Origin of the sequence: Caballeronia sp. Sq4a, from assembly GCF_023170545.1 — a bacterium.
Taxonomy (GTDB): Bacteria; Pseudomonadota; Gammaproteobacteria; order Burkholderiales; family Burkholderiaceae; genus Caballeronia.
Map to the genome: position 1 here is coordinate 447188 of NZ_CP084250.1, position 12058 is coordinate 459245.

The following is a 12058-nucleotide window of genomic DNA, read 5'->3' on the forward strand; positions in this document are numbered from 1 at the left end:
TGTCTCGCGCGAATGTCAGTCGAGCGGCGCCGAACGCAGGTTGCTCACCTGTTGCGGCGACACCGGCGTGCCGTGGTTGCCCCACGACATACGGATGTACGTCACGACCGCGGCCACTTCCGTATCCGACAGCGACTGCGCGAACGGCGGCATGCCGTGCGGCATCGGATTGCCGTCCGTGCTCGGCGGATAGCCGCCGTTGAGCGTCATGCGAATCGGGTTGACGGCAGACGGCATCTGGATGGACTGATTGTTCGCGAGCGGCGGGTAAGCGGGCGGCTTGCCGAGACCGTTCTCCGCGTGACACTTCGCGCAGTTCTCGGTGTAGACCTTCTTGCCCATGGTCAGCAGCTCGCCGCCGAACTTCTCGGACGTTTCCAGTTGCAGCGGTTCCGGCGCTTCCTTCTTCTGCGGGATCGACTTGAGATACGTCGAGATCGCGTTGATGTCCGCGTCGGTCATGTACTGCAGGCTGTTGTGGACCACTTCGGCCATCGGACCGAACACCGCGCCGCGCTGCGACACGCCGCTCTTCAGCAGGTCGTTGATGTCCTTGATGTCCCAGTCGCCGAGACCGGCTTCCTTGTTCGACGTGAGCGACGGCGCGTACCAGTTTTGCAGCGGAATCAGGCCGCCCGCGAACGCAGCGGAGTTGACCGGGCCGCCCATCGCGTTGATCGACGTGTGGCACATGCCGCAGTGACCGAGACCTTCGACGAGATACGCGCCGCGGTTCCATTCGACCGATTTGGTCGGGTCCGGCTTGTACTCGCCTTCGCTGAAGAACAGCGTGCGCCAGCCGATCAGCAGATTGCGGTTGTTGAACGGAAAGCGCAGTTCATGCGGACGGCTCGGCTCGGACACCGGCGGGACCGAACGCAGGTACGCGTAGATCGCGTCCGAGTCGGCGCGCGTCACCTTCGTGTAGCTCGTGAACGGGAAGCCGGGGTACAGCAGGCTGCCGTCCTTCGAGCGGCCCGTGTGCATCGCGCGATAGAAGTCGTCGGAAGTCCACTTGCCGATGCCGTACTTGTCGTCCGGCGTGATGTTCGGCGTGAACATGGTGCCGAAGGGCGTCGCCATGGGCAGGCCGCCCGCGAACTGCTTGCCGCCGCGCACCGTGTGGCACGCGATACAGTCGCCGGCGCGGGCGAGATATTCACCGTGCTTGACGAGCGCGGCCTGATCCGCCGGAGTCGCCGCGACCGCGCCGCCCGAATGGAGATTGTCGCCGCCCGACCAGAGGACGGCGCCGGCTGCGACGGCTGCCACCACGACAGCCGAGGAAAGTGCGAACAGGGACTTGCGTTTCATTGTGTTGTCGCTCCAGACGCCTTATTGCGGTTCGCTGCCGCAGACGAGCGGCATCTTCAACGAGCCAGCGGGCGCGGGCACCGGGTTGGCGGGTGCGGTTTGCGTGGAGAGCCATGCGGCGACGGCGGTCACGTCGTCATCCGACAGGCGCGAAGCGATCTGCTGCATGCAGTCGGGCGCCTTCGCGTGGCGCGTGCCCGACTTCCATGCGCCGACCTGCGCGCTGATGTAGTCCGAATGCAGGCCGACGAGACCCGGGATGGCGGGCTGCATGCCGGTCAGCGCCTTGCCGTGACATGCCGCGCAGGCGGGAATGTTCTTCGACGGATCGCCGTTCAGCACGATCTGCGAGCCGCGCGCGAGCGTCGTGCCCGACACGTTCGTCTTCGCGGGCGGCGGATACGGCGGACGCTGCTGCGAGAAGTAATTCGCGATCTGATGAAGGTAGTCGTCCGAGAGATACGTGACGAGGTAGTTCATCGGCGGGTACTTGCGCCGCCCTTCGCGGAAATTCTGGAGCTGGTTGTACAGATAGTCGGCGGGCTTGCCGGCAAGACGCGGGAAGTAGTCATTGTCCGTGCCTTCGCCGTGCACGCCGTGACATGCGGTGCAGCCTTGCACGCGGGCTGCCATGGTATCCGGCGCGATAGGCTGGTTTTGCGCCTGGGCAAGCGCCTGGCCCGCGCTGAGAACGCCGGCGCTGCCGATCAGTGCCAAGGCGAGCAGCGGACGGAAAATGCGTCTTGAAAACACGCGACACTCCATGAAATTCGGGGACCTGCCGAGCTTCGTGCGGCTCGGTGCGAAGGTGGCGAACCACGGCCACGCGTAGGGTGGCGGAGGGTGGCGGACCACAGCCACAGCGGCTCGATGAGCCTCTGATGCGACGCGGAATTCTATCATCGATGCCTGATGGTGACTATTTGACACAACTTTTCGGGCGCTCTGAGGCGGAATCGCGACAATATGCCGCGCGACAGACAAGAACTTTGACATTGCATTGAATTCATTGCTTATCAACAAAGAGTCGACACGAGCACCACCGCGTCGCGCCGAAGTCTGTAGCGTCCGATGCAATGCGCGCTCCGGTTTGCGTGCGTTCGTTTAGACTTCGCGAGCCGCTTTCTTGCCGACGCACCGATGACCCGCCCGGATCTCCTCACAGCAATTCCCGTTCACGCCTCGATGGCCGCCGCATCATGAGCGGCGATTCGTTGTCCTTTTTGCAGATGGTGTTCGCCGCGCTGTCGGATGTGGCGTTCGCGTGCGCGCTCGGCGGGATGCTGCTCGACGCGTGGCTGCATCGCGAACGCGTGGCTGCTGCGGTGTCGCCGACGCAGCGCGGCGGGCGGCGCGCGTCGCGTGTGGGCATTGCGGCGGCGCTCGCGTTCGTGCTGTGCGGCTTCGTTTCGCTGTGGCTGGAGTCGGCCGCGATGAGCGGCACCTCGATCGCCGATGCGGGTTCGTCGCTCTGGCTCGTCGCGAGCGCGACGCACGCGGGCATCGGCTGGGCGGTGTCGGTTGCGGGCGGCGTATTGCTCGCGCTGGCGACGGCGACGAGCCGTCCGTTGGGTTCTGCCCGCGTGGCCGTCGCCGTGCTCGGCGCGTTGATCGCGGCATCGGGGAAAGCGGCGATCGGCCATGCCGCCGATGCGGGCGCGTTCTCCATCGCGGAAGCCGTGCAATTGCTGCATTTGCTCGCGACGGGCGTGTGGGGCGGCGTCGTGATCGCGGGCGCGGTCGTCTTGCCCGCGCTCGACGCATCGACTGCGCGCGCGGCGCTACTGCGCGTCGTCGCGCGCATGTCGAGCGTGGCGACGGTCGCGGTGGCGGTCGTCATCGCGACGGGTCTTTTCAACGCATGGCGAGGCACCGGCGGATCGGCTGAAGCGCTGACGCAAAGCGGCTGGGGTCACGCGCTGATCGTGAAACTGGCGTTCGTCGCGGCGGCGCTCTTGCTCGGCGCGCTCAACCGCTGGTCGGCGCTACCGCGCCTGCAACGCACGGCATCGACGACGGACGCGCACACGGTCATCAACCTGATGCGCGTCGAAGCGGTGCTGATGGTGGGCGTATTCGTGGCGGCGTCGGTGCTGTCGCACAGCTTGCCGGGTTTCGCGATGGGCGGTTGAGCGGTTGAGCGGGTGAGCGTGCTGAGCGCCGTCTCACTCGTAACCGAGTTTATGGCTCACGATAGGCGCGCAAAACAGCGCGAGCGCGCATCCGGCCGCTTTGCCCTGAAGCTCGACAAAAGCGGCATGCGAATCCGCGACGAAGAGCACGTCGACGATCTGCGGCAAGCAGAACGCCACCGCGAGCACGATGAACCCGCGCGTCACCATCGAGATGCGCCAGCCGTGCTGCGCGCCCAGCACCGCCGCGAGCACGCGCGCCACGCCGAGCGCCACGAACGCGCCGATAGCAAGCTGCGCGCGGACGGTTTCATCGGGAAGGACGTGCCACATGGTCTTTCTCGCTCCTGGCTGACGGTTCACCCTAGTGTGCAAGAAGCTCGCCAGTTCGGTCTGTTCGTGACAGCGCTTACGGGCGGGCGGTACGGCGCCAAGCAAAAAACGAAAACGATCAGAACGTGTGCTCGGGACCGGGGAAGCTGCCGTCCTTTACCGCGTTCACGTAGGCTTCGACCGCCGCGAGAATGCTCGGCTGGCCCTGCATGAAATCCTTGACGAAGCGCGGACGCTTGCCCGGAAAAATGCCGAGCATGTCGTGCAGAACCAGCACTTGTCCCGAACAATCGATGCCCGCGCCGATGCCGATGGTCGGAATCGCGAGTTGTTGCGTGACCTCGCGCGCGACGAGCGTCGGCACCGCTTCGATCACGAGCAGTTGCGCGCCCGCTTGCTGAAGCGCGAGCGCATCGCGGCGCATCTGTTCCGCGGCCGCTTCTGACTTGCCCTGCACCTTGAAGCCGCCGAATGCATGGACCGACTGCGGCGTGAGCCCGACGTGGCCGCACACCGGAATCGAGCGCTCGACGAGAAAGCGCACGGTATCCGCGAGCCACTCGCCACCTTCGAGCTTCACCATGTGCGCGCCCGCGCGCATCAGCTTTACCGCATTCGCATACGCTTCTTCGCGCGATCCGATGGTGCCGAACGGCATGTCCGCGACGATCAGCGCGCTCTTGGTGCCGCGCGCAACGCATGCCGTGTGGTACGCGATGTCGTCCAGCGTCACCGGCAACGTCGTGCTGTGGCCTTGCAGGACGTTGCCGAGCGAATCGCCGATCAGCATGACATCGACGCCCGCGCGGTCGAGCAGCGCCGCGAAGCTCGCGTCGTAGCACGTGAGCATCGCGATGCGCTGGCCCGCCTCGCGCATGGCTTGCAGCTTCGGAACGGTGATCGTCGAGCGGCTGGTTTCCTGCAGATACGTCATGATGATTTCGCTTGAAATGGCGCGCGGGCATGCAGCACGAACATGAAGTTCGAACTCACACCGAGACGCCTTTGACAAAGAATTCCTTGCGCCCGCGCATGGTCTCGATTCGCTCGACGAGCAGTTCGAGATCGTCGTCCGATGCGACGGGATTCAGATGCTCCGCGTTCACCGTGAGCAGCGGCGTCGCGTCGTAGTGATAGAAGAAGTCGTTGTAGGCGTCGGACAGCGCGCGCAAGTACGAGTCGGAGATTTGCAGTTCCATCGGCAGCGCGCGTTTCTGAATGCGCGAGAACAGCACTTCCGGGCTCGCCTGCAGATACACGACGAGATCCGGCGCAGGCGCGCTCGCGCCGATGCGCGAGGCGATATCGCGGTACAGGTTGAACTCGTCGTCGGGCAGCGTGAGGCGCGCGAACAGATCGCTCTTCTGCGTGAGAAAGTCGGCGATGAGCGGCGTGTTCTGCGTGAGCATGTCCGCCACTTCCCGCGTTTGCGCGACCCGCTGCAACGCGAAACTCAGTTGCGTCGAGAGCGCGTGCCGCGTCGTGTCGCGATAGAAACGCTCGAGGAACGGGTTGTCCTGCGGGCGCTCGAACAGCGTGCGCATGGACCAGCGTTCGGCGAGCCGCGTGGCGAGCGTCGTCTTGCCGACGCCGATCGGCCCTTCGATCGCGATATAACGATGCGGCGGCCGCAACTGCGGCGCCGTGACGGTGAGAGGCGGATTGCTCATCGGCAATTGGCTTTGGTGGAGGCGGTGGAGGCGCTGGAGGCTTGCGCCGCTGCCGGCTGCGCGGCGGGCGCCGCGCACTGGCACAGGGCGACTTTCTCGATGCGCTGGTCGGCGACGCCCGCGACGAACGCATCGGCGCGGCCGCGTTGCGGGATGATGAGATCGGGTTCGAGTTCGATGAGCGGCACGAGCACGAACGCGCGCTCGGTCATGCGCGGATGCGGCACGACGAGATCCATGTCGTCGATGCTGAACGCGCCGTACAGCAGGATATCGAGGTCGAGCGTGCGCGGCGCATTGCGATACGGCCGCTCGCGCCCGAACTGTTCTTCGATGACATGGCACAGGCGCAGCAGCGCGCGCGCAGGCAGCGTCGTTTCGAGCTTCACGACGCAATTGAAGTAATCGTCGCCGGATGCGTCGATGGGCGCGGTGCGATACAGGCTCGACTTGGCGAGCACGGTGATCGTGTGCTGCTGCGCGAGACACACGACTGCGTCTTTCAGCGTTTGGCGCGCATCGCCGAGATTCGCTCCGAGGCCGAGATAAGCAATCGTCATGGCAGAAGTCCTACGCGTAGGTCCTGGGCGAAGCGCGTCGAGGCATCCAAACACATCGAAACGCCGGCACATTGCCCGGGTGCTAACCGTTATCCGCTACTTTAGCGAAAACCGGCTTTATTCGTTGTCTGCGTCTTCGTTTTTCCGTGGCGCGCCGGCTTCATTCGTCACGCGGCGTGGTTCGGGCTCGCGCTCGCCGTCCGCCGCGCCGAGTTCTGCGCCTTCACCGCTTTGACCGCCTTCGCCGCTTTCACTGGCTTTGCGCTTCGCATTGCTGCGCCGGCGACGCTTCTTCGGCGCTGCACGCTCCTTGCCGCCTTGCGAGAGCAGGGCTTCGCGCGTGGCGTGATCACCCTCGATGAAATCGGTCCACCATTGGCCGATGGCCGCATCCAGCTCGCCCGACTCGCAACGCAGCAGCAGGAAATCATAACCCGCACGGAACCGCTGGTGTTCGAGCAGCTTCATCGCGCTGCGGCCGCGCTTTTCCAGCCGATGCTGCAAGCCCCAGATCTCGCGCATGTCGGCGGAATAACGCTTGTGAATGGCGAGTTTTTCCGTCTGCATGTCGAGGACATCGTCCATCGCGCGGTTCAGCGCCGGCACCGGATAATCGCCTGCGGCCGTGTATTTCTGCCAGCGCGTCTGCACGTCGTGCCACAAAAGCGTGGCGAACAGGAAGCTCGGCGAAACCGGCTTGCCCGCGCGCACGCGCTCGTCGGTGCTCGTGAGCGCGAGCGTCACGAACTTCTCGCCGTGTGGCTGTTCCAGCACGACATCGAGCAGCGGCAGCACGCCATGATGCAGCCCTTCCTGACGCAAACGCGTGAGACACGCGAGCGCGTGGCCGGACAGCAGCAGCTTCAGCATCTCGTCGAAGAGACGCGCGGCCGGCACGTTGTCCATCAGATCAGCGAGTTCCTTGATCGGCGCGCGCGTCGCTTCATCGATCTCGAAGCCGAGCTTGGCCGCGAAGCGCACGACGCGCAGCATGCGCACCGGGTCTTCGCGATAACGCGTGGCCGGATCGCCGATCATGCGCAGAAGGCGCGCGCGAATGTCGGCCATGCCGTCGTGATAATCCAGCACCGTTTGCGTTGCCGGATCGTAGTACATCGCGTTGATGGTGAAGTCGCGGCGCGTCGCGTCTTCGTGCTGCTCGCCCCACACGTTGTCGCGCAGCACGCGGCCGCTCGCGTCCACCGCGTGCGTGCGCATGTCGAGCTCGCCGCGCCGGTAGCGTCGCGGCGCTTCGGCGACCGGCTCGGGCGGCGCGTCGACGAGCGCGCGGAACGTGGACGTTTCGATGATCTCCTGCCCGAACTGGACGTGGACGATTTGAAACCGCCGCCCGATGATGCGCGCCCGGCGAAAGAGCCGCTGCACCTGATCGGGCGTGGCGTCGGTGGCGACGTCGAAATCTTTCGGCGCGACGCCGAGCAGCAGATCGCGCACCGCCCCGCCGACGATGAACGCCCGGTGCCCGGCCTGCTGCAAGCCTTCGGTCACGCGGATGGCGTTCTTCGAGATGAGCGACGGATCGATGCCGTGGATGTCCGACGACAGAATCACCGGCACATTCGGGTCGCGCTTGACCGGCGCGGCGGCTTTCTTGCGCGGGGCACGCGTGCTCTTGCGGGCGGCTTTCGCTTCGGTGGCTTCGGTGGCGCCGGTGACATCGGCAGCGGATGCGCCCGGCGTGTCGTTCGAGGCGCCTTCGCTGGATGCGGCGCTCTCTTGTCCGAACAGCTTGCGGATGAGTTTTTTAATCACGTGTATCGAAGAGGTTCAGGATGCGCCAGCCTTTGGCTTGCGCATGCGCGCGCAGGGTGTCGTCCGGATTCGTGGCGATCGGGTCCGTGACGCGCTCGAGCAGCGGGATGTCGTTATGCGAGTCGCTGTAGAAATAGCTGCGCTTGAAGTCGCCGAGCGTCTTGCCGAGCGACGCGAGCCATTCCTCCACGCGCACGATCTTGCCCTCGCGATAACTCGGCGTGCCGCGCGGCCTGCCGGTAAACGCGCCTTGCGGATGATCGCCGACGGTTTCGACTTCGCATGCAATCAGCGTGTCGATGCCGAACGCTTCCGCGATGGGCGCGGTGATGAACGCGTTCGTCGCGGTCACGAGGCAGCACAGATCGCCGTTGTCCTGATGCTCGCGCACGAGCGTGACCGCGGCCGGCACGATGCGCGGATTGATGACCTCGTGCATGAACTGCGCGTGCCAGTCGGCGAGTTGCTCACGCGAGTACTTCGCGAGCGGTGCGAGCATCGCGTGCAGGTAAGCGTTGATGTCGAGCACGCCCGCTTTGTAGTCGGCGTAGAAGGCGTCGTTCTGACGCGTGAATTCCGTCGCGTCGACGATGCCGAGCTTCACCATGAAGCGGCCCCATTCGTGGTCGCTGTCGGTGGGAATGAGCGTGTGGTCGAGATCGAAGAGGGCAAGGTTCATGGGAGCGCATTCTACTCGAAGCGGGTGGGAACGTTGTCCGGTGCGGCGTCGGCGTCGGGCGCGCCGGCAGGCGGGGCGGCGCGGTGCTCGCCGTCCGCGTCCTGCGGCGTATCAGGGGCCACGGCCACGAGCGGCGTCACGCGCCCGGTTTGCGAGAGCATCGAGCGCAAAAGCGCGCGCGTGACTCTGCGCTTCTGTTCGAGCGAGAAGCGGTCGAGATCGTCGAAAAGCGCCATCAGGCTCGGCATGTCGCGGCGGAAATGCGTGAGCAGATAGGCGGGGACGTCCTCCGCGAGCACGATGCCGCGCTCGTGCGCCGCGTGCTTGAGAACCGACGCCTTCGCTTCGTCCGAAAGCGGCAGCAGGTGGAAGACGAGGCCCCAGCCGAGACGCGTGCGCAAGTCTTCGCGCACGGCGAGCGTCATCGGCGCGGCGTTGCCGGTGGCGACGAGCGCGCTTGCCGGGTACGCGCGCACTTCGTTGAACAGGTTGAAGACCGCGATCTGCTGCGCGGGCGAGAGGCGGTCGCAGTCGTCGACGGCATACAGCGCGACCTGCGGATCGAAGCCGAACGCATGCAACGCGCTCTGCGGGCTCAAGTAACGCGCCCGGCTGCCCGCCTCATAAACGAGCGCGTGCAGCAGATGACTGCGCCCGCTGCCGGGCTCGCCCCAGACATAGAACGTGCGATCCGCGACCGGGCCGGCCGCGAGCGCGCCTTCGAGCTCGCGCAACCGCGTGACCAGTTCGTGGTTGCCGGCGGCGAAGAAATTGTCGAAGGTGGCGGGCGGCGGGGTGCCGAGGTCGAGCGTCAGTTGGCGTTGCACGGGGAATGGATGTCGTCGGCTGGATGCTGCGTTCTCTCGAAAACAGGCGGCGCGGGCTCGCCGATGCGCGCGAGGCCGCCTGTGGCAAGCGGCCGGGCGCTCGGGCGCGTTTCGTCGGCCGGGCCGTTCTGTCTCGAAAAGGCGCTGCCGCGCGGCGGACAAAGCTGCCGGGCGACCGTCCTCGTATCATCATCGGGTAAAATCGCATTTTACCGACCTTCTCGCTCTCCCCCCATGAATCAACCGAAATCCGCCCCGGACACCCAAGGTTTGTCGTATCGCGATGCAGGTGTCGACATCGACGCGGGCGATGCGCTCGTCGACCGGATCAAGCCGTTCGCCAAGAAGACCTTGCGCGATGGCGTGCTGGGCGGAATCGGCGGGTTCGGCGCGCTCTTCGAGGTGCCGAAGAAGTACAAGGAGCCGGTGCTCGTGTCGGGAACGGACGGCGTCGGCACCAAGCTGCGCCTCGCGTTCCAGTTGAACCGGCACGACACGGTCGGGCAGGATCTCGTCGCCATGAGCGTGAACGACATTCTGGTGCAGGGCGCGGAGCCGCTCTTCTTCCTCGATTATTTCGCGTGCGGCAAGCTGGACGTGGACACCGCGGCGGACGTGGTCAAGGGCATCGCGCAGGGCTGCGAGTTCGCCGGCTGCGCGCTGATCGGCGGCGAGACGGCGGAAATGCCGGGCATGTACCCGGACGGCGAATACGACCTCGCGGGCTTCGCGGTCGGCGCGGTGGAAAAGAGCAAGATCATCGACGGCAGCACCATCGCTCCGGGCGATGTCGTGCTCGGGCTGGCGTCGAGCGGCATTCACTCGAACGGGTATTCGCTCGTGCGCAAGATCATCGAGCGCGCGAATCCGGACCTGAACGCCGATTTCGACGGCCGCTCGCTCGCCGACGCGCTGATGGCGCCGACGCGTATCTACGTGAAGCCGCTGCTGTCCGCGATGCAGAGCATCACGGTGAAGGGCATGGCGCACATCACGGGCGGCGGGCTTGTCGAGAACATTCCGCGCGTGCTGCGCGAGGGTTTGACGGCGGAACTCGACCATCGCGCGTGGCCGTTGCCGCCGCTGTTCGCGTGGCTGCAAAAGCACGGCGGCGTCGCGGATGCGGAGATGCATCGCGTGTTCAATTGCGGGATCGGCATGGCGGTGATCGTCGCGGCCCAGGACGCCGATGCGGCAGCGGGCCTGCTCTCGGCGGCGGGCGAGCAGGTGTGGAAGATCGGCGTCGTGCGCGAGAGCCGCGAGGGCGAGGCGCAGACGGTGGTGATTTAAGCGTCGCCGGTCGCTTTCGAAGACAGAAAACCCTCGCGTTGCGCGAGGGTTTTTTTTCTCAAGCGGCAGCGGTCGGAATAGCGCTTCGACTCCCAGCTGTGGTCAACTCAATAGGGGCAGCTATTAACGAAAGCACCGGCCTGCACATTCTGATAACAATCGGTAGGCCGGTACACGACGTTGTGCGTCTGCGCGGGCGTAGAGCCGAGTTGCCTTGTGAGAAACGCGGCGGCGATCTTGTTGAACGCGGGGCGCGGAGCCGTCAGGTGCTTGCGTCCCTCCGTCGTGACCGGCGAGCTTAGACGATCTCCAGCGGAAATCACTTCGGCCCGATAGACCTTCCCCTGATATTCGGCGACATAATGCCCGTCCATTGTGTCGAAGAAACCGCTACCCCAGCCAGTGCCCACTAGCGCGGAATATTGGTAGCCGCCGAGCGTCATGATTTCTCCAGCCAAGGGAATCCCGGAGCGCTTCAGGATCGGGTCCTGGATGCTACCGTCAAACCAGAGCTTCGAAAGGTCGATGCGAAGGAAAGTCGTCTGTGCCGTGTAAGTTGGCACGAAGACCTGCGAGCCGGCCGGCATGAGCGTGGTGTCCGAGGAAGGAAACACGAGCCGTGGCATGTTCACAGTCAGCGGATTGGCGATGTAGTCCACTGTGGGCCGAACGCTATCGACAGTGATGAGCGGCAGCAGCACGCTCGGCGGGGGAGTGTAGGTGACCGGATCGCCTCCCTGAAACAACTTCACGACGGACTTCACCGATTGACCCGCCACGTCTCGCACATCGAGCGTCACGCGATAAAGCGGCGCCGACATGCCTTGCACGCCGAAATCGAAGCCGTCCGGCAAGCGCTGAAAGATCTTCGTGTGTGGCCCGAGATCGTCGTAAGGCAGGCTGTCGGCCGGAAACGCGCCCTCGGCCGTGATGTACACCATCTTGCTGTATTGCAGCGCGTCGGTTCCGGTAGTCGGAACGTACGATTCGCGTAGCGTGGTGTCGGAACCGTCGATCACGCCGAACCGTGTACGCGTGATGCCCGTGTCGCCGTGCGCGCCGCCGGTCTCGGGGTCCAGTATCGAATTCCACCCGAATATGTAGTAGCCCGAGCCGGACGTGGTGTTGAAGATTCCATCGAAGAAGCTCGCGGACGCGCCCGACGGCGCGCTCTCGCTTTTTGCCACGCTCGCCACGTCGGCAGTTGCGCCCCCGTCCGAACCGCCGCACGCGCTCAGCGCGGAGACGATCGCAGACGCTGCCATTGTGATGACGACCGCGCGTGCCGCGCGTTTCCCATACAACCCGTTTCTCGCCAACATCGTTTTTTTCCTTTTGACTGCTTTTGAAATCTGCCTCGAATCGTTGCCCAACGACATCTAATTCGGATGACTAAATAAACCGGGCAACATCGCGTGCTCAAGGCCGAGCGACCGCCTACGATGTTAAGCGTTCGTAAGGTCGGCCCGCAAGATTCAGC

General features: G+C 65.0%; 12 protein-coding genes. 2 read left to right on the top strand and 10 right to left on the bottom strand.

Going from position 1 to position 12058, the window contains the following annotated elements; translation table 11 throughout:
• Nucleotides 1-15 precede the first annotated feature (15 nt).
• Nucleotides 16-1314: a cytochrome c gene (locus LDZ24_RS02100; RefSeq protein WP_175939527.1), complete on the bottom strand. Its 1299-nt coding sequence runs from the start codon at nucleotides 1312-1314 to the stop codon at nucleotides 16-18.
• A gap of 21 nt (nucleotides 1315-1335) precedes the next feature.
• Nucleotides 1336-2079: a cytochrome c gene (locus LDZ24_RS02105; RefSeq protein ID WP_175940592.1), complete on the bottom strand. Its 744-nt coding sequence runs from the start codon at nucleotides 2077-2079 to the stop codon at nucleotides 1336-1338.
• A 434-nt stretch (nucleotides 2080-2513) separates the two neighbouring features.
• Between LDZ24_RS02105 and LDZ24_RS02110 the strand changes: the two genes are divergently transcribed.
• Complete coding sequence (locus tag LDZ24_RS02110; RefSeq protein WP_248321274.1) at nucleotides 2514-3446, top strand: CopD family protein; 933 nt, start codon at nucleotides 2514-2516, stop codon at nucleotides 3444-3446.
• Between the two features lie 33 nt (nucleotides 3447-3479).
• Here LDZ24_RS02110 and LDZ24_RS02115 read toward each other — a convergent pair whose 3' ends face one another.
• The 7 genes from LDZ24_RS02115 to hda all read right to left on the bottom strand — a co-directional run bounded on the left by LDZ24_RS02115 (nucleotide 3480) and on the right by hda (nucleotide 9288).
• Nucleotides 3480-3779, bottom strand: coding sequence for a hypothetical protein (locus tag LDZ24_RS02115; protein WP_248321275.1), 300 nt, complete (start codon nucleotides 3777-3779; stop codon nucleotides 3480-3482).
• A gap of 118 nt (nucleotides 3780-3897) precedes the next feature.
• Complete coding sequence (gene panB / locus LDZ24_RS02120) at nucleotides 3898-4713, bottom strand: 3-methyl-2-oxobutanoate hydroxymethyltransferase (protein WP_248321277.1); 816 nt, start codon at nucleotides 4711-4713, stop codon at nucleotides 3898-3900.
• 55 nt (nucleotides 4714-4768) lie between these two features.
• Nucleotides 4769-5449: a deoxynucleoside kinase gene (locus LDZ24_RS02125; protein WP_248321279.1), complete on the bottom strand. Its 681-nt coding sequence runs from the start codon at nucleotides 5447-5449 to the stop codon at nucleotides 4769-4771.
• On the bottom strand, nucleotides 5446-6009 hold the full coding sequence (gene folK / locus LDZ24_RS02130) for a 2-amino-4-hydroxy-6-hydroxymethyldihydropteridine diphosphokinase (protein ID WP_248321280.1): 564 nt from the start codon (nucleotides 6007-6009) through the stop codon (nucleotides 5446-5448). Before folK ends, LDZ24_RS02125 begins: the two co-directional genes overlap by 4 nt.
• Before the next feature lie 117 nt (nucleotides 6010-6126).
• Entirely contained in the window at nucleotides 6127-7782 is a 1656-nt protein-coding gene (pcnB, locus tag LDZ24_RS02135; protein WP_248321281.1) for a polynucleotide adenylyltransferase PcnB, read from the bottom strand.
• Nucleotides 7775-8461, bottom strand: a complete 687-nt coding sequence (locus LDZ24_RS02140; protein ID WP_175939534.1) for an HAD family phosphatase — start codon at nucleotides 8459-8461, stop codon at nucleotides 7775-7777. The genes pcnB and LDZ24_RS02140 overlap by 8 nt, the downstream gene beginning before the upstream one ends.
• Nucleotides 8462-8472: 11 nt before the next feature.
• On the bottom strand, nucleotides 8473-9288 hold the full coding sequence (gene hda / locus LDZ24_RS02145; protein ID WP_248321283.1) for a DnaA regulatory inactivator Hda: 816 nt from the start codon (nucleotides 9286-9288) through the stop codon (nucleotides 8473-8475).
• 234 nt (nucleotides 9289-9522) lie between these two features.
• Between hda and purM the strand changes: the two genes are divergently transcribed.
• Complete coding sequence (purM, locus tag LDZ24_RS02150) at nucleotides 9523-10578, top strand: phosphoribosylformylglycinamidine cyclo-ligase (RefSeq protein WP_248321284.1); 1056 nt, start codon at nucleotides 9523-9525, stop codon at nucleotides 10576-10578.
• Between the two features lie 107 nt (nucleotides 10579-10685).
• Here the strand turns inward: purM and LDZ24_RS02155 are convergent, their stop codons facing one another.
• The gene (locus tag LDZ24_RS02155; protein WP_248321286.1) at nucleotides 10686-11951 is read right to left on the bottom strand and encodes a hypothetical protein; all 1266 of its coding nucleotides are present in this window, start codon (nucleotides 11949-11951) and stop codon (nucleotides 10686-10688) included.
• Nucleotides 11952-12058 lie beyond the last annotated feature (107 nt).

Bases quoted from the DNA above. Each gene is read 5' to 3' on its own strand.
- LDZ24_RS02100 (WP_175939527.1), bottom strand. From the start codon at position 1,314: ATGAAACGCAAGTCCCTGTTCGCACTTTCCTCGGCTGTCGTGGTGGCA.
- LDZ24_RS02105 (WP_175940592.1), bottom strand. From the start codon at position 2,079: ATGGAGTGTCGCGTGTTTTCAAGACGCATTTTCCGTCCGCTGCTCGCC.
- LDZ24_RS02110 (WP_248321274.1), top strand. From the start codon at position 2,514: ATGAGCGGCGATTCGTTGTCCTTTTTGCAGATGGTGTTCGCCGCGCTG.
- LDZ24_RS02115 (WP_248321275.1), bottom strand. From the start codon at position 3,779: ATGTGGCACGTCCTTCCCGATGAAACCGTCCGCGCGCAGCTTGCTATC.
- panB (WP_248321277.1), bottom strand. From the start codon at position 4,713: ATGACGTATCTGCAGGAAACCAGCCGCTCGACGATCACCGTTCCGAAG.
- LDZ24_RS02125 (WP_248321279.1), bottom strand. From the start codon at position 5,449: ATGAGCAATCCGCCTCTCACCGTCACGGCGCCGCAGTTGCGGCCGCCG.
- folK (WP_248321280.1), bottom strand. From the start codon at position 6,009: ATGACGATTGCTTATCTCGGCCTCGGAGCGAATCTCGGCGATGCGCGC.
- LDZ24_RS02140 (WP_175939534.1), bottom strand. From the start codon at position 8,461: ATGAACCTTGCCCTCTTCGATCTCGACCACACGCTCATTCCCACCGAC.
- purM (WP_248321284.1), top strand. From the start codon at position 9,523: ATGAATCAACCGAAATCCGCCCCGGACACCCAAGGTTTGTCGTATCGC.